21 protein-coding genes and 1 pseudogene are annotated in these 21,504 nt (G+C 65.9%); 8 read left to right on the plus strand and 14 right to left on the minus strand.

Going from position 1 to position 21,504, the window contains the following annotated elements; genetic code table 11:
- Positions 1-72 precede the first annotated feature (72 nt).
- Positions 73-1,446 carry a mechanosensitive ion channel family protein gene (locus tag ACH2CY_RS06600; RefSeq protein WP_395017304.1) on the plus strand — a complete coding sequence of 458 codons (1,374 nt, stop codon included), beginning with the start codon at positions 73-75 and terminating at the stop codon, positions 1,444-1,446.
- Positions 1,447-1,549: 103 nt separating this feature from the next.
- On the opposite strand, the gene ACH2CY_RS06605 is transcribed toward ACH2CY_RS06600, so the two are convergent.
- Positions 1,550-2,086: a DUF1877 family protein gene (locus ACH2CY_RS06605; RefSeq protein ID WP_395017307.1), complete on the minus strand. Its 537-nt coding sequence runs from the start codon at positions 2,084-2,086 to the stop codon at positions 1,550-1,552.
- Positions 2,087-2,227: 141 nt separating this feature from the next.
- Between ACH2CY_RS06605 and ACH2CY_RS06610 the strand changes: the two genes are divergently transcribed.
- Positions 2,228-2,734 carry a hypothetical protein gene (locus ACH2CY_RS06610; RefSeq protein ID WP_395017310.1) on the plus strand — a complete coding sequence of 169 codons (507 nt, stop codon included), beginning with the start codon at positions 2,228-2,230 and terminating at the stop codon, positions 2,732-2,734.
- Here the strand turns inward: ACH2CY_RS06610 and ACH2CY_RS06615 are convergent.
- Entirely contained in the window at positions 2,725-4,146 is a 1,422-nt protein-coding gene (locus tag ACH2CY_RS06615) for an MmgE/PrpD family protein (RefSeq protein ID WP_395017313.1), read from the minus strand. The genes ACH2CY_RS06610 and ACH2CY_RS06615 overlap by 10 nt on opposite strands.
- Positions 4,147-4,268: 122 nt before the next feature.
- On the opposite strand from ACH2CY_RS06615, the gene ACH2CY_RS06620 reads away from it, so the two are divergent.
- From ACH2CY_RS06620 to ACH2CY_RS06635, 4 genes are read left to right on the plus strand one after another with little or no spacing between them, the layout of a single operon-like run.
- Positions 4,269-4,799, plus strand: a complete 531-nt coding sequence (locus tag ACH2CY_RS06620; protein ID WP_395017316.1) for a phosphonopyruvate decarboxylase — start codon at positions 4,269-4,271, stop codon at positions 4,797-4,799.
- A 5-nt stretch (positions 4,800-4,804) separates the two neighbouring features.
- The gene (locus tag ACH2CY_RS06625) at positions 4,805-5,380 is read left to right on the plus strand and encodes a thiamine pyrophosphate-dependent enzyme (protein ID WP_395017319.1); all 576 of its coding nucleotides are present in this window, start codon (positions 4,805-4,807) and stop codon (positions 5,378-5,380) included.
- Between the two features lie 4 nt (positions 5,381-5,384).
- Complete coding sequence (locus ACH2CY_RS06630) at positions 5,385-6,875, plus strand: aldehyde dehydrogenase (protein WP_395017322.1); 1,491 nt, start codon at positions 5,385-5,387, stop codon at positions 6,873-6,875.
- 16 nt (positions 6,876-6,891) lie between these two features.
- Positions 6,892-7,791 carry an NAD(P)-dependent oxidoreductase gene (locus ACH2CY_RS06635; RefSeq protein WP_395017325.1) on the plus strand — a complete coding sequence of 300 codons (900 nt, stop codon included), beginning with the start codon at positions 6,892-6,894 and terminating at the stop codon, positions 7,789-7,791.
- Between the two features lie 216 nt (positions 7,792-8,007).
- On the opposite strand, the gene glgX is transcribed toward ACH2CY_RS06635, so the two are convergent.
- Positions 8,008-10,089, minus strand: a complete 2,082-nt coding sequence (glgX, locus tag ACH2CY_RS06640) for a glycogen debranching protein GlgX (RefSeq protein ID WP_395017328.1) — start codon at positions 10,087-10,089, stop codon at positions 8,008-8,010.
- 119 nt (positions 10,090-10,208) lie between these two features.
- Here glgX and ACH2CY_RS06645 point away from each other — a divergent pair, with 119 nt between their 5' ends.
- A complete protein-coding gene (locus ACH2CY_RS06645; protein WP_395017331.1) occupies positions 10,209-10,796 on the plus strand; it encodes a glutathione S-transferase family protein in 588 nt (195 codons plus the stop codon).
- Between the two features lie 4 nt (positions 10,797-10,800).
- Here the strand turns inward: ACH2CY_RS06645 and ACH2CY_RS06650 are convergent, their stop codons facing one another.
- The 8 genes from ACH2CY_RS06650 to ACH2CY_RS06685 all read right to left on the minus strand — a co-directional run bounded on the left by ACH2CY_RS06650 (position 10,801) and on the right by ACH2CY_RS06685 (position 18,436).
- Complete coding sequence (locus ACH2CY_RS06650; RefSeq protein WP_395017334.1) at positions 10,801-11,193, minus strand: hypothetical protein; 393 nt, start codon at positions 11,191-11,193, stop codon at positions 10,801-10,803.
- 92 nt (positions 11,194-11,285) lie between these two features.
- Positions 11,286-12,116, minus strand: coding sequence for a carbohydrate ABC transporter permease (locus tag ACH2CY_RS06655; protein ID WP_395017337.1), 831 nt, complete (start codon positions 12,114-12,116; stop codon positions 11,286-11,288).
- Positions 12,113-13,033, minus strand: coding sequence for a carbohydrate ABC transporter permease (locus ACH2CY_RS06660; RefSeq protein ID WP_395017340.1), 921 nt, complete (start codon positions 13,031-13,033; stop codon positions 12,113-12,115). The genes ACH2CY_RS06655 and ACH2CY_RS06660 overlap by 4 nt, the downstream gene beginning before the upstream one ends.
- A 4-nt stretch (positions 13,034-13,037) precedes the next feature.
- On the minus strand, positions 13,038-14,363 hold the full coding sequence (locus tag ACH2CY_RS06665; RefSeq protein ID WP_395017343.1) for an extracellular solute-binding protein: 1,326 nt from the start codon (positions 14,361-14,363) through the stop codon (positions 13,038-13,040).
- Entirely contained in the window at positions 14,360-15,448 is a 1,089-nt protein-coding gene (locus ACH2CY_RS06670; RefSeq protein WP_395017346.1) for an ABC transporter ATP-binding protein, read from the minus strand. The genes ACH2CY_RS06665 and ACH2CY_RS06670 overlap by 4 nt, the downstream gene beginning before the upstream one ends.
- Positions 15,445-16,386: a LacI family DNA-binding transcriptional regulator gene (locus ACH2CY_RS06675; protein WP_395017349.1), complete on the minus strand. Its 942-nt coding sequence runs from the start codon at positions 16,384-16,386 to the stop codon at positions 15,445-15,447. The genes ACH2CY_RS06670 and ACH2CY_RS06675 overlap by 4 nt, the downstream gene beginning before the upstream one ends.
- Positions 16,383-17,339, minus strand: coding sequence for a sugar phosphate isomerase/epimerase family protein (locus ACH2CY_RS06680; protein ID WP_395017351.1), 957 nt, complete (start codon positions 17,337-17,339; stop codon positions 16,383-16,385). Before ACH2CY_RS06680 ends, ACH2CY_RS06675 begins: the two co-directional genes overlap by 4 nt.
- A complete protein-coding gene (locus tag ACH2CY_RS06685) occupies positions 17,336-18,436 on the minus strand; it encodes a Gfo/Idh/MocA family protein (protein WP_395017354.1) in 1,101 nt (366 codons plus the stop codon). The genes ACH2CY_RS06680 and ACH2CY_RS06685 overlap by 4 nt, the downstream gene beginning before the upstream one ends.
- Before the next feature lie 236 nt (positions 18,437-18,672).
- On the opposite strand from ACH2CY_RS06685, the gene ACH2CY_RS06690 reads away from it, so the two are divergent.
- On the plus strand, positions 18,673-18,921 hold the full coding sequence (locus ACH2CY_RS06690) for a helix-turn-helix domain-containing protein (protein WP_395017356.1): 249 nt from the start codon (positions 18,673-18,675) through the stop codon (positions 18,919-18,921).
- A 164-nt stretch (positions 18,922-19,085) separates the two neighbouring features.
- Here ACH2CY_RS06690 and ACH2CY_RS06695 read toward each other — a convergent pair whose 3' ends face one another.
- From ACH2CY_RS06695 to ACH2CY_RS06705, 3 genes and pseudogenes are all read right to left on the minus strand, one after another.
- Positions 19,086-19,280: a hypothetical protein gene (locus ACH2CY_RS06695; RefSeq protein ID WP_395017359.1), complete on the minus strand. Its 195-nt coding sequence runs from the start codon at positions 19,278-19,280 to the stop codon at positions 19,086-19,088.
- Positions 19,281-19,321: 41 nt separating this feature from the next.
- Positions 19,322-20,358: pseudogene (dcm, locus tag ACH2CY_RS06700) on the minus strand (DNA (cytosine-5-)-methyltransferase).
- Between the two features lie 160 nt (positions 20,359-20,518).
- Complete coding sequence (locus ACH2CY_RS06705; RefSeq protein ID WP_395017362.1) at positions 20,519-21,268, minus strand: SDR family NAD(P)-dependent oxidoreductase; 750 nt, start codon at positions 21,266-21,268, stop codon at positions 20,519-20,521.
- Positions 21,269-21,504: the final 236 nt, after the last annotated feature.

Genomic DNA, 21,504 nt, shown 5'->3' on the forward strand with positions numbered 1-21,504 from the left:
GCGCCGTTCTACCTGATGGCGCACCGTTCGGTGCGCTGAAGCCCTGTCGTCGATGAATTGCGAGGTGCTCGCTTGGACCAGTTCCTGAGCGCCGATTTCTATCTGGAGCGCTGGCGCGAGGCCGAGGCCTGGCTGAGCGAGAATGCGCTCGCGCTGAGCGTCGCCACCTTCGGGCAGCTGCTGGTCGTGCTCGCGGCCTTCCTGGCGGCGCGCCTGCTCTCGCCGCGGCTGCGCGGCTTTCTCGCCGCCCACCGCTGGGGCCGGTTCGAGACGCAATTCGCCCGCATCAACCTGGCGCTGGCGGCACTGACCTTGCCGGTGATCTGGCTGCTGCTCTTGCTGATCGCGCTGGTCGTCGCGGCGGCCGCCGCCCTGCCGCTGCAGGTGATCAACCTGATGGTCAGCCTGCTGGCCGCCTGGATCGTGATCCGCTTCAGCGCCAACCTGCTCAAGGATCCGCTCTGGTCGCGTTTCGTCACCGTCGTCGCCTGGACCATCGCCGCGCTCAACATCCTGCACCTGCTGGCGCCGACCATGGAGCTGCTGGATACCGCGGCGGTCAACGTCGGCACCTTGCGGATCTCGGCGCTCACCGTGATCAAGGCGGTGCTGCTGCTGGCGATGCTGCTGTGGCTGGCGACCGTCACCGGGCGGATGCTGGAGCGGCGCGTCACCACCCTCAACAGCCTGACGCCGTCGCTGCGGGTTCTGGTGGTCAAGCTCTTGAAGATCGTGCTGACGGTGATCGCGGTGGTCGCGGCGCTGCAATCGGTCGGTATCGACCTCACCGCCTTCGCCGTTCTGACCGGCGCCATTGGCGTCGGCATCGGCTTCGGCCTGCAGAAGATGGTTTCCAACTTCGTCAGCGGCATCACCATCCTGCTCGACCGCTCGATCAAGCCGGGCGACGTGATCGCGGTCGGCGAGACCTACGGCCGGGTGCAGTCCTTGGGCGCGCGCTACATCTCGATCGTCGCGCGGGACGGCCGCGAGTTCCTGATCCCGAACGAAGACCTGGTGACGCAGCAGGTCGAGAACTGGACCTACAGCTCGGACCAGATCCGGCTGAAGATTCCGCTCGGCATCTCCTATGATTCCGACCCGCGCCGAGCGATTGCCTTATGCGTGGAGGCCGCCGCCGCGGTCGCGCGCGTGCTCAAGACGCCGGAGCCCGCCTGCCTGGTCAAGGGCTTCGGCGACAGCGCGATCGACCTCGAGCTCCGCTTCTGGATCGGTGATCCGCATAACGGGGTGACCAATGTGAAGAGCGAGGTGCTGCTCGAGGTCTGGGACCGATTCCAGCAGCACGGCATCGAGATCCCCAACCCGCAGCGGGACATGAACATCACGTCGCCGATCGAGGTGAAGATCTCGGCGCAGGGGGAGCCGGCGGAGGGTGACATCACGCCAATCCCGCCGCTCGCGGGCAGGGCGTCGTCTCGCTAGACCCAGAAGACCGCTGAAAATCGAGCTGCCGAGCGGACGCCCAGTGGGGGCGCATGTCGGGCAGACGCGCAAATACACCGGCCAGCCCCATATCATTTCGCTCTTAGCCGACCCAAGCCAGCAAGCCATTTCCCGCTTCTGCCGCTTTCAAAACATAGTTCCGCAACGCTTGGAAATTGCTGCTCGCATACTCGCGCAGTTCGCGCTCACCAATCTCGTCCCCGATGTCCTCCGCCTCCACCATATAAGTGTCCGCCTCCCACATTTCCTGACTGTCAAAGTGCGCCAAGAGTTGTTCCCAAGTCACTCCCTTCAGGTAAGCGGCGAGTTCCTTGGTGTCCTCGACATCCCACAAACCGAGAGGACCGTAGTCTTTCGGCTCCCCGATGCTTGCCCCACTCAAGAGGTCACACGAATACGCTGGAGCGGTGGAGTTGAAGGGAGGTGCAGCTCTATCAAACAGGAAATTGAGAATCGCCCAGCTCTTATCCAAGTCGAGGCGTTCAGACAGCGGTTCATCGAACGGCTGCTTCGGGTTCTTGTCGTACGCGCTCAAAGCGAACACCGCGTCGGCTAGGCGCGGGTCCTTGTGCATCGCTTCAATCTGGCGCGCCGTCACGGCCTGCATCTCGAATACCATTCCCACCGGCGTATCTCCGCATTGGTCGCTCAACGTCCATCATATACATCGCCCGCCGCCATTTCGAGCCGTATTCTTTGTGAAGAGCACAACCAATAATAACAGGCAATTCTACCAAGGATAGTCCGAGCCGTGCGATAGATGGGCGCGCGCTGCGACAAGCCCGACGCCAAGACGGTGAAGCTCGCCGATCTTCTGGACAACACGAGCTCGATCCTGGCGCGGGATCCGAAGTTCGCTAAGACCTATCTCCAAGAGAAGGGGCTGATGCTGCCGCTGCTGGAAGGCGGCGATGCGGGGCTGCTCAAGCGCGCGCGGGAGACAGTCGGGGCGAAGCGACTATGGCTTGTTCACAAGAGAGACTGTGGGCGCGTAACCGATATCGCCATTGGGGAAAACGATCTCCCACCAGCGGCCGTCCACGGAAACAGCCTGCGCGGCCACCCGAGTTCGCGCTTTGAGCTTGAAGATGGCATTGCCGCCAGGCCCACCGAAGATCCAAGCATTCTTCTCCACCGTCACAACGTCATGAACTGGACGAAACAAAACGGATTCCGGCGCCGGCACAACTTCGTCCGCCGACGCGGTGCTGCAGAAGCAGGTGAGTACGGCAAGAGCCAGCAGGACGCGATGAAGATTCATTGTTGATTGTCGATTCTGGCGGGCAGGAGTTCGGGCCTTCCCTCGCTTTCGGCGTCCCAAATTCGGGCGATCAACTTGCGCATCTCATCTGCGGTGGCACCACTGCGAAACACCGCGAGCCGCGTTGCCTTCTCCTCGATCTCGGCGGCTGACAGCGTGTTTCCAGGATCGCCCTTCGGCTCGTCGACCCGCGCTTCAAGCGCGCGCCTCAACGTGCTGGTGGCGGTGAGTTTTCCGACCCAGCGCTTCGGATAGAGCGCGTCCACTTCGGCGTCGCGCAGCATGCGGACCTTGTTGCGGAAGGCGGCGACCTTCGGGTCGGTGAGCGCATACCGTTCGAACGCGTCCAGATCCGCGACGCCGTGCACGGCAATCAGGCCCAGCACCGTGCCCATGGAGAACTTGGCCTGGTGGACGGTCTTCGGGTCGGTGACCGGGCCGAGGACGTCGATCGCGGCCTGGTGCACGTGGCAGGTGACCTCGGCGATGTCTTCGGCGCGGAGGTTCTCGCGTTGCATCAGGAGCTGCAGTGCATCCGCCGCCGGATGGGTGTGGCGGCAGGCGGCGTGCCATTTGAAGCTGGTTTCTTCCGTGGCCCAGCGGGTGCCGAGGCCATCGGTCAGGCGCGAAGGATCGGCGTCGCTCGACATGCCGGCGGCGAGGCCTTGCTTGCCTTCGAGGATGCGGGTCGCCCCCTTGAAGCCGTCTCTTGAGAGGTAAGCGGCCAGCAGGCCGTCGCCGGCGGCCTTGGCGGTGTGGAGCTGCTTGGAATCCGCGGCATCGCGGAGGAATTCCCACAAGCCCGCGGCCTGCGTGCCGGCCGAGCCGAGCGCGTGGTTGAGCGCGACGGCGTCGAGGCCGAGGAGCTTGCCGACCGCCATGGCGGCGGCGAGCGTGCCCGCCGTGCCCGTGGTGTGGAAGACTTCGTAATGCGAGCGGCCGAGGAACTCGCCGATGCGGATCCCGGTCTCGTAGCCGGCGATGGCGGCGGTGAGGATGTCGCGTCCGGATTTGCCCTCGGCCTCGGCGACGGCGAGGACCGGCGGAAAGACCACCGTCGCCGGATGGAAGACCGAGCCGTTGTGGACATCGTCCTGCTCGACCACGTGGCTCGCCGCGGCGTTGACCATGGCGGCGAAATAGGGGCTGGTCTTGCGGCGGCTGGTGACGATGGTGCTCGGACCGTCGCTCGGCCCCATCGCGGCGGCGAAGCGTTCGAGCGCCTCGACCTGCGGCGCGCCCTTCCCCGCCAGAGCCGAGCCCAGCCAGTCGATCATGAGGCCCTTGCCGAACTGGATGACGCGCGGCGGGATCGCCTCGAAGCGGAGATCGGCGACGAAACGGCAGAGCTTCTGTTCGGAAGTGGTGGGCTCCCCATTTTGGGGTGCTTGCCGGTCGAGTGCGGGGCGTGGTTCCATGCTGTCCATCGGGTGACTATAACACGTGCCCCCCTCCCGACCTCCCCCCTGAAGGGGGGAGGGGAAGATGAAGTATCTCCTCCCTGAGGGGAGGAGAAGATCAAGCGCGACGGATGTAACGCATGGACGGAAGATCGGATACCGACGTCGCCACCTGGCCGGCGGAGATCCATCGGCTGCTGAAGGCGGCCGAGGTCCGGCAGATGGCCTATGTGCCGGATGCCGGGCATACCGCGCTGATCAACCTGTTCCAGGCCGACCGGGACGTGATCTCGACGGTGCTCACCACCGAGGAGGAAGGTGTCGCCATCGCGGCCGGCGCCTGGCTCGGCGGGCAGCGTTCGGTCCTGCTGATGCAGTCGAGCGGGGTCGGCAATTGCATCAACATGCTGTCCCTGCCGGCGATCGGGCGGTTTCCGCTGCTGATCCTGGTGACCATGCGCGGCGAATGGGCCGAGTTCAATCCCTGGCAGATGCCGATGAGCCGCGCGACCCAGCCGAGCCTGGAGGCGATCGGCATGAAGGTGCTGCGCGCCGACACGGCCGAGGATCTGGTCGAGACCGTCGCGGCCGCCGCCGATCTCGCCTTCAAGGCCGACCAACAGGTGGCGGTGCTGATCGGCCAGCGCCTGCTCGGCCGGAAGAAATGGTGACCGCCATGCTGGAACGTCGCGCGGCCGTCGCCGCTCTGCTCAAAGACCGGAAGGATCTGCTGGTCGTCACCGGATTGGGCTCGCCGACCTATGACGTGCATGCCGCCGGCGACCGCGACGACAACTATTATCTCTGGGGCGCCATGGGCGGCGCGGCTTTGGTTGGGCTCGGCCTCGCCCTGGCCCAACCGAAGCGCCGCGTGCTGGTGGTGACCGGCGACGGCGAGCAGCTGATGGGATTGGGCGGCTTCGCCACCATCGCCGCCGCCCGGCCGCGCAATCTCGCGATCGCGGTGATCGACAACCAGCATTACGGCGAGACCGGCATGCAGGCGAGCCATACCGGCCGCGGCATCGATCTCGCCGCCATCGCCGGCGCCAGCGGCTTCGCGAGCGCCGTGACGCTGCGCAGCCTGGACGAGATCGCGGCGGTCGTTCCCAGCTTGCAGCAGGAGGCCGCGGGACCGCGGCTCTTCGTCATCAAGGTTTCGGCGGAGAGCCCGCCGCGTTCCATGCCGTCGCGCGACGCCGTCTTCATCAAGAACCGGTTCCGCGCCCATCTCGGCTTCGCACCAAGTTAGAAGAATGTCCGGGCTGACGCGTTTCACCAACATCGTTGCGGGCAAGGCGGCGCCGACCGGTACGTCCCTTGGGGCGACGTTCGAAAGCTTCGATCCTTTCACCGGCAAGCCCTGGGCGCTGGTGCCGCGCTGCGATTCCGCCGCAGTCGATGCGGCGGTGGCGGCGGCGGCGCAGGCGTTCAAGGGACCCTGGCGCGGCATGACCGCATCGGCGCGCGGCAAGCTGCTGGTGCGGTTGGCGGATCTGATCGGGGCGAATGCCGAGCGGCTGGCGGCGCTGGAGACGCGCGACAACGGCAAGCTGATTGCCGAGATGTCGGCGCAGGTCCGCTACATGGCGGAATGGTATCGCTACTACGGCGGGCTCGCGGACAAGATCGAAGGGTCCGTGCTGCCGATCGACAAGCCCAACATGTTCGCCTTCACCCGGCATGAGCCGCTGGGGGTGATCGCCGCGATCGTGCCGTGGAACTCGCCCTTGCTGCTGCTGACCTGGAAGCTGGCGCCGCTGCTGGCCGCCGGCAACACCGTGGTGATCAAGCCGTCGGAACATGCCTCCTGCTCGACCCTGGCCTTTGCGGAATTGTTCGCGCAGGCCGGCTTTCCCGAGGGCGTGGTCAACACGGTGACCGGCTTCCCGGCCGAATGCGGCATGCCGCTGGTCAGCCACCCCGATGTCGCCAAGATCGCCTTCACCGGCGGCGAGGCCGGCGGACTCTCGGTCTATGGCGCGGCGGCGGCCGGGTTGAAGCAGGTCACCCTGGAGCTCGGCGGCAAGTCGGCCAACATCGTCTTCGCCGATGCCAATCTCGAAAGTGCCATCAACGGTGCGGTCTCCGGCATCTTCGCCGCGACCGGGCAGACCTGCATCGCCGGGTCGCGGCTGCTGGTCGAGCGCAAGGTGCATGACCAGGTGGTCGAGGGGCTGGTCAAGCTCGGCCGTTCGGCGCGGATCGGCGATCCCTCGAAGCTTGAGACGCAGGTTGGGCCGATCACCACGCTGGCACAGCGCGACAAGGTGCTGAGCTATATCGAGATCGCGCGGGCGGGCGGCGCCACCTGTGCCATGGGCGGCGGGCGGCCGGATGCACGGGAGCTCGGCGACGGCTGGTTCGTCGAGCCGACGGTCTTCACCGGGGTCGACAACACGATGCGCATCGCGCGCGAGGAAGTGTTCGGGCCGATCCTCTCAGTCATTCCCTTCGACGACGAGGAAGAAGCCTTCGCGATCGCCAATGACAGCCCCTATGGCCTGGCCGCCGGGCTTTGGACCGCGGATATCGGGCGGGTGCTGCGCGGGAGTGCTGCGCTCAGCGCGGGGACGGTCTGGGTCAACACCTATCGCGCGGTCAGCTATATGGCGCCGTTCGGCGGCATGAAGCGCAGCGGGATCGGGCGCGAGAGCGGCCAGGACGCGATCCACGAATATCTCCAGACCAAGACGGTCTGGATCGACATGGTCGGCAAGACCGCCAATCCTTTCATCATCCGCTGAAATTCAGGAGCATTACATGGAGACGATCGGCTTCGTAGGCCTCGGCCGCATGGGCAAGCCCATGGCCTCGAACTTGAGCCGCAAGGGCTTCCGGCTGGTGGTCAACGACATCAACCGCGCCGCCGTCGCCGACATGGAGAAGCTGCAATGCCGCGGCGCGGAGACCGCCGCGCAAGTGGCGCAGGAAGCGCCCGTCGTCGTCACCATGCTGCCGAACTCCGCTGTGGTCAGCGAGATCGTCGGCGGCAAGGACGGGCTGCTCGCCCATGTGAAGCCCGGCGGCCTCATCATGGATATGAGCACGGTCAGCCCGGAAACGACCGATGCTCTGGCCAAGGCGGCGGCAGCCAGGGGCGTCGGCTTCGTCGATGCGCCGGTCGGGCGCCTGGCCGAGCATGCGGATCGCGGGGAATCCCTCTTCATGGTCGGCGGCACGGACGCGGATTTCGCGCGGGTGAAGCCGCTGCTGGAGGCGATGGGCACCACCATCCACCATTGCGGCCCGGTCGGATCGGGAACGCGGATGAAGCTGGTGAACAACTTCCTGGCGGTGGGCTTGTGCGAGATGAACGCCGAGGCTTTGGCCTTGTCGCAGCGATTCGGTCTCGCGCTGGAGAAGACGTTGGACGTGCTCTACGGCACGACGGCGACCAACGGGCAGCTGAAGCTCAACTGGCCGAACAAGGTGCTGAAGGGCGATACCTCGCCCGGCTTCACCATCGACCTCGCACACAAGGACCTGAGCCTGATCGTCGATGCCGCCAACAGCGCGAAAGTGCCGATGCCGATGGCGGCGGCGGCGCGCGAGGCCTTCAGCATGGCGCGGGCCAGCGGCTTCGGCGGCCAGGATTTCTCGGCGATGGTCGATGCCTTGTGCACGATGGCGGGGATCGAGAAGCCGCGATTCAAGGGGTAGCGGCGGCTCACAGTAGCGGAACCGTCAACCCCCACCCATACCCGCCCCCATCTTGGGGGCGGGGACAGCGGCAGCGAGCACGGATGGCTCCAGCCATCGCGTTCTCGCGAGGCGGCGTCTTCATAAAGTCCCCTCCCCCCAAGATGGGGGGAGGCTGGGTAGGGGGTTGATGCAGCCGTGATATCGCCGGCTGCGATTGTGCGAAGATCCAGCCCGCTACACCAACAGCATCAACGACCGGCCCGGTAGTTCCAGCGGGCCGCCGGGGAGGCCTTCGGATTTCGCTTCCGGGTTCGCGGTGTCGATGATCGGTTTCCAGGGATTGCCTTCGCGCGCCGGCAAGGTGAAGGGCACCGTGCCGTCATGGGCGTTGTAGAGGATCAACACATCCTGCCATTGCGATGAGTCCTTAGGCGCTTCCGGATAGGTCAAGCGCAGCCCGATGGTCTTCGCGGTCGGTAGTGCCCATTGCTCCTCGGTCTCGTCGCCACCGCCGGGATTGAGCCAGGCGATCACCAGGCCGTCGCGGAAACTCTGGCGGCGGAGGATCGGCTGCTCGCGGCGATACCAGGTGAGCTTCCTCAGGAAATCCGTGAGCGCGCGGCCTGCGTCGTCGATGCCTTCCCAGTCGATCCAGTTGATCGTGTTGTCTTGGGCATAGGCGTTGTTGTTGCCGTCCTGGCTGCGGCCGAACTCGTCGCCGGCGAGCAGCATCGGCGTGCCGTGGGAGAGCAGCAACGTGGCGAGGAAGTTGCGCTTCTGGAGCGCGCGCGTGGCGTTGATGCCCACGTCGTCGGTCGGACCTTCCTCGCCATAGTTATAGCTGCGGTTGTCGGAATGGCCGTCGCGGTTGTCCTCGCCGTTCATCTCGTTGTGCTTGTCGTTGTAGGAGACGAGGTCGTTCAGGGTGAAGCCGTCATGGGCGGTGACGAAGTTGACCGTGGCCCAGGGCCGGCGCCCGCGGATGTCGTAGATGTCGCCGGAGCCGGTCACCCGCGCGGCGAAGTCGCGCATGATGCCCTCGCTGCCCTTCCAGTAGTCGCGGACGGTGTCGCGATACTTGTCGTTCCATTCGGCCCAGCCGGGCGGAAAGCCGCCGACCTGGTAGCCGCCGGGACCGATGTCCCAGGGCTCGCCGATCAGCTTTACCCGCGAGAGCACCGGATCCTGGCCGATCGCGTCGAAGAAGCCGCCGCGCTGGTCGAAGCCGTTGGGCTCGCGCCCGAGGATGGTGCCGAGGTCGAAGCGGAAGCCGTCGACATGCATCTCGGTCGCCCAGTAACGCAGCGAGTCCAGGATGAGCTGCAGCACGCGGGGATGCGAGGTGTTGAAGGTGTTGCCGGTGCCGGTGTCGTTGACGTAGTAGCGCGGCTGGCCGGCCTGCGTCCGGTAATAGGCGAAGTTGTCGATGCCCTTGAAGGAGAGCGTCGGCCCGAGTTCGTTGCCCTCGGCGGTGTGGTTGTAGACCACGTCGAGGATCACCTCGATGCCGGCGTCGTGGAAGGCATGCACCATGTTGCGGAAGCCGGCCAGGCCCTGCGGCCCCACGTAGCGCGCGGCCGGGGCGAAGAAGGCGATCGAGTTGTAGCCCCAATAGTTCTTGAGGCCCCGCTTCAGCAGGTGCTCGTCGTCGGGGAAGGCATGCACCGGCAGCAGCTCGATCGCGGTGATGCCGAGGCTCTTCACATAGTCAACCACCGCCTGGTGGCCGAGGCCTTCGAACTTGCCCCGGAATTCCGGCGGGATCGCCGGGTGGAGCTGGGTGAAGCCGCGGACATGGGTCTCGTAGAACACGGTCTCGGCCCAGGGGATTTGCGGGCGCGGGTCCTCGCGCCATTCCTTGGCCTCGGGGTCGATGATCCGGCATTTCGGCATATAGGCGGCGCTGTCGCGGTCGTCGAAGGAGAGGTCCTTCTCCTTTGCCCGCAGCTTGTAGCCGTAATGCGCCGAGGACCATTTGACGTCGCCGACCAGCTCGCGGGTGTAGGGGTCGATCAGCAGCTTGTTGGGGTTGAAGCGATGGCCCTGCTCCGGCGCGTAGGGACCGTGGACGCGATAGCCGTAGAGCGTGCCCGGCCCCAGCCCCGGCAGGTAGCCGTGCCAGATCTCGTCGGTATATTCGGGCAAGGTGATGCGGTCGATCTCCTTGCGGCCCTTGGAATCGAAGATGCAGAGCTCGACCCGCTCGGCATGGGTGGAGAAGAGTGAGAAATTGGTCCCCTCGCCGTCCCAATGGGCGCCGCGCACGCGCGGATCGCCCGGCAGAACATCGCGGGTGGTCACCATCCGGTCTGCCATTCTGAAGATCCTCGGCGCTGGAAGACCGGGATAAACGTCCGCGCCCGCGGATGGTTGCGCTTTTCGGGCGCGACGCCGCCGCTATAGTGCGAGCGAAGAGAACGGATCGGAGGAACGGCATGCTCACCCTGATTTCCAAGCCCCAGACGCGCTCGGCCAGCATCATCTGGCTGCTGGAGGAGATCGGTGCGTCTTACGAGACCCGGGTGGTAACGACGCGCACGGCCGACGGCAAGGGCGCGCGCGATCCCAACAATCCGCATCCGCACGGCAAGGTCCCGGCATTGCTGCATGACGGCGCGCTGGTGTTCGAGAGTGCCGCGATCGCGCTCTACCTGGTGGATCTTTTCCCCGAGGCGGGTCTGGGACCGCGGGTCGGCGAGCCCAAGCGCGGCGCGCTGCTGTCCTGGCTCGCCTACCGGCCGGGCGTGCTGGAGCCGGCGATGCTCGAGCGGCACCTGAAGATCGAACATGTCACCGGCGCGATGGGCTGGCCCGAGCCCGACGAGGTCGATGCCTTGCTGAACCGGCACCTGGCCGAGAACCGGTACTTCCTCGGCGATAAGTTTTCCGCCGCGGACATCATGGTCGGCGGCGCGATCCAGTTCATGATCATGGTGAAGCGGATGGCCGAGACGTTGGTGTTCAAGGAGTATGTCGAGCGCATCACCGCGCGCCCGGCGTTCCAGCGGGCGATGGCAAAGTAGTCCGCTACTCGAAGACTTCCGCGCAGCGTGAATTGTTCCATTTGCCTACGGTGTCGCGGGTAATGATCACGTCCTTGATCATGCCGTTCGGCGATACCGTCAATTGGACGTCGCAGGACATTTCCCGCGGCACCGTGGTGGTATCCTCAACATAGATGCCGCTCTCTGGGTCGACATGGCCGCCGTCCGATACCGTTTGCAGGGTGTTGGCCGTGTCGCCCCAGGCCAGCATGTTGTCGCCGTTTTGCATGCGATATTGGCCCTTGGGGATTCCATAGCGCGCGACAAAGTCGTCTGCGCTGCGGCCGATCCAGGCCGATTTCAGATGGTCGGTGGCCTGCTGGGTCGTCGTGCAGGCCGCCAGGCAAAGAACAGCGGTCACCAGAAATCCACGCATACTGCCCCCCGAATACTCTTGGCTTCCAGGGCGGATTCTATTTCAAAGATGCGGCAAGGACAACTTTCGATAGCCAGGCAGACGAGAGCCGGCTATTTCACCGCGCCCATGGTAAGGCCGCGCACCAGGTGCCTTTGCACCAGCAGCGCGAAGATGACGATCGGCGCTGCGCCGATGACGCCGGCGGCGGACATCGAGGCCCAGTCGGTGTCGATGCGGCCGATCAGGGTCGCGGTGCCGCGCGGCATGGTCATGGCCTTGGGCGTTGCGGTCAGTGCCAGCGCGAACAGGAACTCGTTGAAGGTGACGATGACGGCGAAGATCGCGGTGGCCGCCAGGCCGGGTGCTGCCAGCGGAAGTGCGATCCGTCGGAAGGCGGCGAAGCGGCTGTCGCCGTCCACCATCGCCGCTTCCTCGAGATCGACCGGGATCTCGCGGAAGAAGCTCTCCATCATCCAGACGCAGAAGGTGATGTTGAAGGCGGTGTAGGTGATGATCAGCCCGAGCCAGGTGTCGAGCAATTTCAGGCTGAGCATCAGGAGATAGACCGGGATCAGGATCACCACCGGCGGCACGATCCGCAAGGTCAAGAGTGAGAGGCCGATCTTGCGCTCCAGCCGGTATTTCAGGTGAAAGCGCGCGATCGCATAGGCGCCGAGCGAGCCGACGATCAGCGCCAGCACCACCGAGACCACGGTCGCGACCAGGGAATTGGTGAGGTAGTTGCCGAATTCCTTCTCCGAGAAGAGCCGGATGTAGTTGTCCAGGGTCCAGACATGCGGGTAGAGCGTCGCGTCCTGGGTGATCTCGGGGTTGGACTTGAAGGAGGCCGCGACCATCCAGTAGATCGGCAGCAGCACGACGCCCAGGATGACGACGAAGACCGCGACGCGGGCGAGGGAGAGCTTCCAGTTCGAGGTCATTCCGGCCCCGCCCGCTTCAGCATGCGCACCGCGAACAATGCGAAGGCGAGGATGATCAGCCCCACGGTCACGAACAGCGCCGCGGCATAGCCGGTCTGCTGGAATTTGAAGGCGGTGTCGTAGCCGAAGATCGAGACCAGCCGCGTCGCCTCGCCGGGGCCGCCACGGGTCAGCACGAAGACCTGGTCGAAGGTGCCGAAGCAGTCGATGGTGCGCAGCACGATCGCGATCGCCAGCACCGGCTTCAGCATCGGCAAGGTATGGTCGACGAAGGTGCGCCAGGCGCCGGCGCCGTCGACGCGCGCCGCTTCGAAGGGTTCCTGCGGCAGGCTTTGCAGGCCAGCGAGCAGGATCAGGAACATCAGCGGCGTCCATTCCCAGACGTCGAGCGCGACCAGGCCGATGAAGGCCTTCAAGGGATCGCCGAGGATCTGCACCTGGCCGCCGCCCATCGCTTCGGAGAAGGCGGTCAGCATGCCGGCGTCGCTGGCATAGATCAGGCGGAACACGATCGCGACCACGACCGGCGTGATCACCATCGGGATGATCAGGATCGTCCGCAGGAGTCGGATGCCGTAGAACTCGCGCAGGCAGAACAGCGCCAGCGCCAGGCCGAGCACGGTCTCGATCGCGACCGCGAAGAAGACGAAGCGGACCGTGACCCAGAGCGAATTCAGGAACTGGGCGTCGGTCCAGAGCTGGAGGTAGTTGTCCAGGCCGACGAAGTCGATCGGCTTGCCGTAGCGGTAGAACATCAGGCTGGCGCGCAACCCGTCCCAGAGCGGATAGACCAGGACGGCGAGCACGATCAGCACCGCCGGGGCGAGCAGCAGGTAAGGCAAGGCGAGGTCGAGCCCTGCCCCCTGCAGCCTTTCCCGGCGGCGTATCGTCGTTCCGATCTTGGTCGCGTCGGTCACCCGCTTACTTGTAGTAGCCGGCCTGGGTCAGGTAGTCCTTCACCTGCTCCGCGGCGGTGTTCAAGGCGTCGCCGCCGCCGGAGCCGGCTTGCAGCGCCTTGTTGAGCTGGATGCCGAGAAGTTCCTCGACCTTCGCCCAGTCCGGCGTGCGGGGCCGCGGCAGGCAGCCGGCGTCGAGCTGCTGCAACGCCACTGGAATGAGGCGATTGCCCGGCTTCTCGGCCGCGAAGCCGCTGCGCTTCACCGGGATCGAGCCCGCGGTCGCCAGCGCCTTCTGCGCGTCGGCCGAGGTGTACCACTTCAGGAACTCGATCGCGTTGGCCTTGTTCGGCGCCGACTTCGGCACGCCGGCGATGAAGATGCCCATCTGCGAGATCGCCTTCACCTGCTTCGGCACCACGCCGAAGTCAAGCTTGCCCGGCACCTTGGTCTGCTTCGCGTCGTCGGCTTTGAGCGCATTGCCGGAATACTGGATGATGGCACCGGCATCGCCGCCGAGGATGGCCGCTCCTTCCTGGTCGCTGTCGAACTCGACCACGCCGGGCGCGGTGTTGGCCTTCATCGTCCCGACGAAGAAGTCGGCCGAGGCCCGGCCCGCCTCGGAGTTGAAGGTCGGGTTCCACTTGTCGTCGAAGAACTCGCCGCCGAAGGAGAGGAACACCGGATACCAGGAGGTGACGATCGGGTTGCCGGAGACGCCGCGGAACACCACCGGGAACTTGATCTTGCCGGCGGCCACACCCTCCTTGCCCTTGGCGATCAGCTCGTCCCAGGTCGCCGGGGCCGAGCCGTAGACGTCGTTGCGATAGGTGAGCGTTTGCAGATCGCCGACGAAAGGCACGGTGATCAGCTTCGGCTCGGCACTCTCGAAGCCCTTCACGCGCGGACCCGCGCGCGGCGGCCAGAAGCCCATGTCGATCATCGAGCCGATCCAGTCCTTGTCATTGCCGTCGATGCCGCCGGCACCGAGGTCCTCCAGCACGTCGGCGGCGCCGAATTGCGGCACCCAGGGATCGTCCAGCAAATAGAGGTCATACTGGCCGGCGCTGTTCTGCGCGTCGGCGAACCATTTTTCCAGGGTGACGCCGTATTCGTCTTCCAGGAACTGGATGTCGAAGCCGCCCTGCTCCTTGGCGAGCGGGATGATCTTCTCCTTGAACGGCGTCAGGCCGCCATCGGCGAAGGCGCCGATGATCACCTTGCCGCCGGCGGCGCGCGCGGGCGTCGTACGGACGATCGAGGTGATCAGGCCTGCGCCAACCGCGAGGCTGGCGCCGCTCTGCAGGACCTTGCGGCGCGTGATGCCGCGGTTCTTCTTCATGCCGGTCATTGTTGCCCTCCCTTGTTTCGTGCGCGATGCACCCTTGTTGAACCCGTGGAATCGAAGAAGCTGGCATCCGCGGCGTCGAAAGCGACGCCGAGCGGCGAACCGATCGCGGCGGTGAAGCCCTTGGGCGCGCGCAGGGTCAGGCGCTGGTCGCCGAAGCGGACATCGACCAGGGTCTCGTTGCCCATCGGCTCGACCACATAGACCTCGCCGCGCAGCAAGCTGGCCGCGTCGAGCCGGATGTCTTCCGGGCGGATGCCGATCTCGGTGATGCCGGCGGCCAGGCATTCGCGCTTGCGCGCGGCGTCGATCGGCAGGCAAGCGCCGGCCAGGTGGATGCCCTGCTCGCTCACCTCGGCCTTCAACACGTTCATCGGCGGGTTGCCGACAAAGAGTGCGACGAAGCGGTTGGCGGGGCGCTCGTAGACATCGGTCGGCGGGGCGAGCTGCTGCAATTCGCCCTGGCGCATCACCGCGACCAGGTCGGCCATGGTGAGCGCCTCGGCCTGGTCGTGGGTGACGTAGATCGTGGTGGCACCCAGGCGATGGCAGAGCCGCTTGATCTCGCCGCGCATGGAGAGGCGGAGCCGCGCGTCGAGGTTGGAGAGCGGCTCGTCCATGAGAAACGCGGCGGGGTCGCGCACGATCGCGCGGGCCAGAGCCACGCGCTGGCGCTGGCCGCCGGAGAGCTGGCGCGGATGGCGGTCCAGCAGCGGGTCGATCTCGAGGGCTTGCGCCACTTCGGCGATCTTCCTGGCGCGGGTGCCGGCGTCCACTTTGCGGATCCAGAGCGGGTAGCCGATGTTGTCGGCGATGGTCATATGCGGGTAGAGCGCATAGGACTGGAACACCATGGCGACGTCGCGGTCGCGCGGCTGCAGCCTGGTCACGTCGCGGTCGCCGATCATCACCTTGCCGGCGGTCGGCGTCTCGAGGCCGGCGAGGATGCGCAAGGCCGTGGTCTTGCCGCAGCCGGACGGCCCGAGCAGGGCCAGGAAAGTGCGGTCGGGAATCTCCAGGTTGAGGGCGTGGAGCGCCGTGAAGGCCTCGAAGCGTTTCTCGATGCCTTCGTAGCGCACGCCGCTCATTTGCTTGGCCTCGCGGTGGTCGAGCGGACGACCAGCTGCACGTCGAGGAACTCTCGGTGCGAGACCGGGCGGTTGCCGCGCGCGGCCTGGATCACCAGATCGACCGCGCGGCGGCTCATCTCCACCGCGTCGGAGCGGACCGTGGTGAGCTGGATGCGGCTATGGCCGGCGAGCGGAATGTCGTCGAAGCCGACCACCGAGACGTCGTCCGGCACCTTCAAACCGCGGCGCTCCAGCCGGTCCATGGTGGCGATGGCTTGCAGGTCGTTATGCGCGACCACGGCGGTGGCGCCGTCGTCGATCGCGATCGGCATCAGGCGGCGCTTCTTCAGCGCGGCCTTGAAGCCCAGGAAGCGGCGCTCGCCGGCGTGCTCGCGGAGGTGATCGGACACGAAGGCGAGCCGGCGGTGGCCGAGGTCGTAGAGATGGGCGACGATCGACTCCATGGCCGCGGCGTCGTCATGATCGATGACGCCGAGGCGCGGGTCCTCGAACTCGCCCAAGGAAGCCAGGACCACCGGCACGTCGCGGTCGAGCAGTACTTTCGGCAAGGTCGAGGCCAGCGACATGCCGCCGATGATGACGCCATCGACCCGGCGCTCGATCCAGGCCCGGGCGGCCTGTTCCTCGGTCTCCGGCAGGCATTCGGTGTTGGCGGTCAGCACCGCATAGCCCAGCGCATTGGCCGCGCGCTCCACGCCGACCGCGAGCTGGGCGTAGAAGGGATTGGTGAGGTCGGGGACGACGATGCCGATCGCCGAGCTGGTGCGGGCCTTGAGCGAGCGGGCGATGGCGTTTGGATGATAGCCGGTCTCGGCGATGGCGCGCTCGACCCGGGCCCGCGTCTCCTCAGCCACCATGGCGGTGCCGCGGATGACGTTCGAGACCGTGGATTTCGAGACGCCGGCCTTCTCGGCCACATCCATCAGGGTGGTCATGCCGCTTCGGCCATCTGCGCCAGCGCGCGGGTCAGGCCGGCGGCGGAACGCGAGGTCCCCTCCTCGCCGTCATAGCGCGGGTCCTCGTGCTCGATCGAGATCACGCCGTCATAGCCGGCCTTGCGCAAAGCTTTGAGGAAGCGGACCCAGGTGGCGTCGTCCTGGCCTTCGCCGCAGGAGACGAAATGCCAGGGCGCCTTCAAGGGATCCGGCGGCGCGAAATGCAGCACGCCGTGTTTCCGGATGCGGTCGGGATAGAGCTTGGTGTCCTTGCCATGGGCATGGCCGATGCGGTCGCCCCACTCCTCGACCACGCTGACCGGGTCGATGCCCTGCCACCAGAAATGCGAGGGGTCGAGATTCAAGCCGACATTGCGGTCGACATACTTGGTGAGCTCGCCGAAGCCGGCGGCGTTGAAGATGGTGACGCCGGGATGCATCTCCAGGCAAACCATCACCTTCGGCGCGTTGCGCGCGAGCCAGGTCGAGGTCTGGCGCCACCAGGGACCGACTTCGTTCTCCATCTGCCACTGGAAGATTCGCTCGTCATCGGCCGAGGTCGCCCAGCAGGGGAAGATGCTCAAGGCGCCGCCGCCCTTGCCGGCCGGGCAGCCGCTCATGGTGATGACGCGATCGACCTTGAAATGGACCGCGAGATCGACAGCGGCCTCGAAGCGGGCCTGCGCATCGGCGCGTTTCGCGGCATCGGGATGCAGCAGGTTGCCGGCGGCGTTGATCGCCGAGAAGCGGATGCCGAACTCGCGCATCTCGCCGGCGATGGTGTCGCGCTCCTTCGCGGTGCCGACGGTCTTGATGTCGAGATGCGGGCGCGGCCAGGGACCCCAGGCGCCGACGCCGATCTCGATGTCGTTGAACCCGCGCTCGGCGCACCATTGGAACATCGCGCGGCGATCGAGATGCGGCAGCGAATCCGAATAGACGCCGATTCTCATGATTCAGCCTTTCTGTATGCGGAGATCAGGAACTCGACGTCGCGCCGCGCCTGCTCGAGCGGGGTCTTCACCGGGCCTTCGCCGCAGGCCGCGGCATGGAAGGCGCGCAGCTGCTCGCGGAACGCTTCCTCGTAGGAGACGCGGAACTCGTGGGTCTCGAGCCCCTTGTCGCCGGCGTCCTTGCGCAAGGTGAGCTTGGTCGGGAAATGGCGCAGGTAGGGCGACGGGAACGTGAGCTCGACGATGCGGTCGGTGCAATAGATGGTGATGCGCTCGGTGTAATCCGGCACGCCGGGCAGATTGAGATGGGTCATCGAGATCCGCCCGCCGCCCGGCAGGTCGGCGGCGAGCTGGACGCCGCGGCCGCCGTCGAAGAACACGCCGTGGCTGGCCTGCGGCGGCAGGTCGTGGCCCATATGCAGCAGCATCCCATGCACCACGCCGACGTCATGCACCAGCGACGACAAGAAGCCGCCCGACAGCGCGCGGGCGCCGGCTTCGCTGGGGGTGCGGGTCGCGGATTCCGCGAGCTGCGCGGTGTTGGCGGCCTTGAACTGGTCCTTCAATGCCGCCGGGATGTCGGTCGGCAAGGTCATCGGCAGATGCGCGACGAAGGGGTCCTGGTCGGGGTCGTTGCATTCGACCGAGATCAGCTTCACGTCGTCAATCATCTTCGGCAGCAGGTCGAGCGCCTTCTTATAGGCGGGATCGTGCCGCTTCATATAGGCGACCTGCAGCACCCTCCCCGCCTTGTCGCGTGCAGCCTTGATGCGGTCGCAGCCGCTCAAGGTCAGCGACAGCGGCTTCTCGCAGAGGACATGCAGGCCAGCATCCAGCGCGGTCGCGGCGAGATCGGGGTGGAAGGGATCGGGTGCGGCGATCACCAGGGCGTCGAGCTTGGCGGCCTGGATGAGGCTCGGCAGATCGGCATGCAGATGCTGGATGCCGTAGCGCGCGCCCAGGGCTTCGCGCACCGCGGCGGAGGCATCGGCCAAGCCGACGAAATCGAAACGCGCCCGCTCCTCCCAGAGGTAGAAGGCGTGCTCCGCCTGCCCCACAAGTCCCGCGCCGACCAGCCCCACCCGAAGTCTTTTCATGGTCCCTGCCGCAGGCCGTGCCTCTTGCGGGCGCGGCCGGTTTAGATTTTCCAACACTGCGATCTCTTGATTGGATCGTTCCAATTTTTCGCACTGAAACATTTCAGGTCCGGCCCTGTCAAGCCGAGCGCGCGGAGCGCCACCCGGCCGCTGCCCGGCGGAATTGGCCTTGGGCTGCTGATTCAATGGGGAAAATTGCGGATTTGTGACGTATAGTCCGTAGACGGATTGTCGTCATGGACGCCGAATTCAGCGTGCCAAAGTCACTCGCACCCTTCGGTCGAGCCATTCGCCAGCAGCGGACCCAACTTGGGCTGTCGCAAGAGAAACTTGCCAACCGATGCGGCTTCGATCGGACCTACATAAGCATGCTGGAGCGGGGGAAGCGGAACCCTTCCCTGCTCAATCTCCTGAAGCTGGCGGAGGGCCTCGAGACTTCGGTTTCGCGACTGACCGAGGTCTACGATGACGCTGACGCCGATTGACGAGATCCATGCACTGCAGATCCAGGCCGGCGTGCTCGGCCGGAAATCGGGGCATCAGTTCGAAGATGCGGTCACGGCGGAGATCAGCTCGCGACTCCGCGCGATTTCCCGAACCGTAGCATCGGGCATATCCTCTCCGGCAGCCCGGGCCGGCTGCTCATCGACTACATCGCGCGAAGCCAGAACATCGAACGGCTGCTCTCCGACATCGCCCTTTCCACCGGCGCACTGGCGACTTCCGAGGAAGGCAAGCGATGGCTGTCGGTCAACGGCATGCCGGTCAGCCGCTGCAAGAGCGACATCGTCGTCACCTTGACCACCGGCGACGGCCGGACGATCACGGCGGGGGTTTCGGTCAAGCAATGCAACAACCGGACACCGACCAACGCCCAGCTCTATTTCACGACGGCACGGGGTTTTGCCGCCCTGCTGCAGCAGAACGGCATTCCGGTTTCCGAGCGCGCCGTCGGCGCGCTGCGGCAGTTCTGCGGCGACAGCAGGGCGCCAGGCTGCGCAGCAGGTCGCCGTCGCCATGCGACCGCGGCGGCAGCGAGGGCGAAAAGGCGAGATCGTCCCTGACGGCGATGAACAGCACGCGCTCGCGATGCTGCGGCACCCCGTAATCCTTCGCGTTCACCTCGAAGGACCGGATCCGATAGTCCCGCTGCGCAAACTCCGCGGCGATGTCATCGACGACGCGCTTGCCTTCGGCATTCTTCATCGAGGTCAGCAGGCGCACATTCTCCAGCACCGCGACCACGGGCCGGAACGCGTCGACGAAGCGCAGTAGTGCCGGAACAGCTGATTCCTGGGGTCGTGGATGTCGCGCTTTCCGGACAGGCTGAATCCCTGGCAGGGCGGGCCGCCGATGATCACGTCGATGCCGCCGAGCGTCCACGCCATCGCCTCCAGCGCATCCTGCGCGATGTCGGTGATATCGCCGCCGAGCTCCGTCGAATGGGGGAAATTCAGCCGGTAGATGCTGCGGAGCGCGGCATCGATCTCCACGAAGCCCTTGATGGCGAAACCGGCCGCGGAAAAGCCCAGGCTGAAGCCGCCGGCGCCGGAAAACAGGCTGAGCGCCGAGAGCGGCCGCGGATCGTCGCTCGCATGGCCGGCGGCCAGGTCGTCCAGCAATGCGAGATAGGCGACATTCTCCTCGGTCCGCTGCGCGAGCGCGATCCGCTCCGGCAGCCGGGGCACAGTGGCATATTCATGCGCACGATAGCGCTTCGCCCGTTGCACCACCGCCGCGACTTTTCGATTGTCGGCCAGGACATCGGTCACGCTGTCGAGCGCGGTGGAAGCGAGCTCGATCTTGCCAAGCTCGAAGGCCGACAGGAGGTGTTGTGGAATGCCCGCGATCTCCGCCAGCTTGGCCTGGGAGAGACCCAGTTGCTGCCGGTTCAGACGCAGGCTGCTTCCGGTGATCTTCATGTCACGTATTGTCTATAAGCGAATCATCTTCCTCAAGCTCAGTGGTGACCGAGTCGGGATCGAGGGTCAACCTTCGACCGTGCAACGGAGTCGGGGCGAAACGAAACAGGGCGCCGCTGCTGCGCGCAGCGACGCCCCGCTCCGCCGGGAGGAAAGCCGCTCAGGAATAGCCGCCGGCGGCGACGAGGCGTTCGCCGGTGACCCAGCCCGACCGGTCGGAGGCGAGGAAGACGGCGATCTTGCCGATGTCGTCCGGCTGGCCGATGCGGCCGAGCGGTGTCGCCGCCACCAACTGCTTCTCGACATCGCCGCCGATCATGCCCAGCGCCCGCGAGCCTTCGGTCTCGACGCCGCCCGGCGCGATGGTGTTGACGCGGATCTTGCGGGGCCCGAGCTCAGCCGCGAGCACGCGGGTCACCGCGTCGAGCGCGCCCTTGGTGCCGGAATAGACCGAGGTCAGCGGAAAGGCCTTGGTGCTGACGACCGAGCTCACGTTGATGACGCTGCCGCCCTTGCCGTTGAAATGGGCGACCGCTTCCTTGGTCGCGAGCAAGGGGCCCAGCACGTTGATGTCATACTGGCGGCGATATTCCGCCTCGGTCACGTTCTCGAGCGGCACGAAGGCGTAGACGCCGGCATTGTTGACCAGCACATCCACCGCGCCGAAGGCCTTGCTGGTCTCGGCGAAGAGGCGCTTCACGTCGGCCTCCTTGGAGACGTCGCCCTGCACCGCCACCGCCTTGCCGCCCTTCTGCTTGATCGAAGCGACCACGCGCTCGGCGTCGTCTTGCGCCGAGGCGTAGTTGACGACCACGGAAGCGCCGGCCGCGGCCAATTCCTGCGCGATGCTGGCACCGATACCCTTGGAGGCGCCGGTCACCACCGCCACCTTCCCCGCCAAGTCACTCATGTCGCTCTCCTTGAGGTTGCCGTTGAGTTCGATAGTTAGATAAGTGTCGAAGCGATGGATTCAAGAGGGCCAGATCTTCTTAGGGCGGGCGATCCGATTCTTGTTTGCTTGGATTGGCTTGATGGGCCTCAGGCAGCTGCAAGACCCTCACCCTGTCCCTCTCCCTACGGGCGAGGGGACGCCGTTGCCGGCGCTCGGTGAACCCCTCTCCCGTAGGGAGAGGTTGGGTGAGGGTC

Source organism: Dongia sp., assembly GCF_041905885.1.
In the GTDB taxonomy this organism is placed as follows: Bacteria; Pseudomonadota; Alphaproteobacteria; order Dongiales; family Dongiaceae; genus Dongia.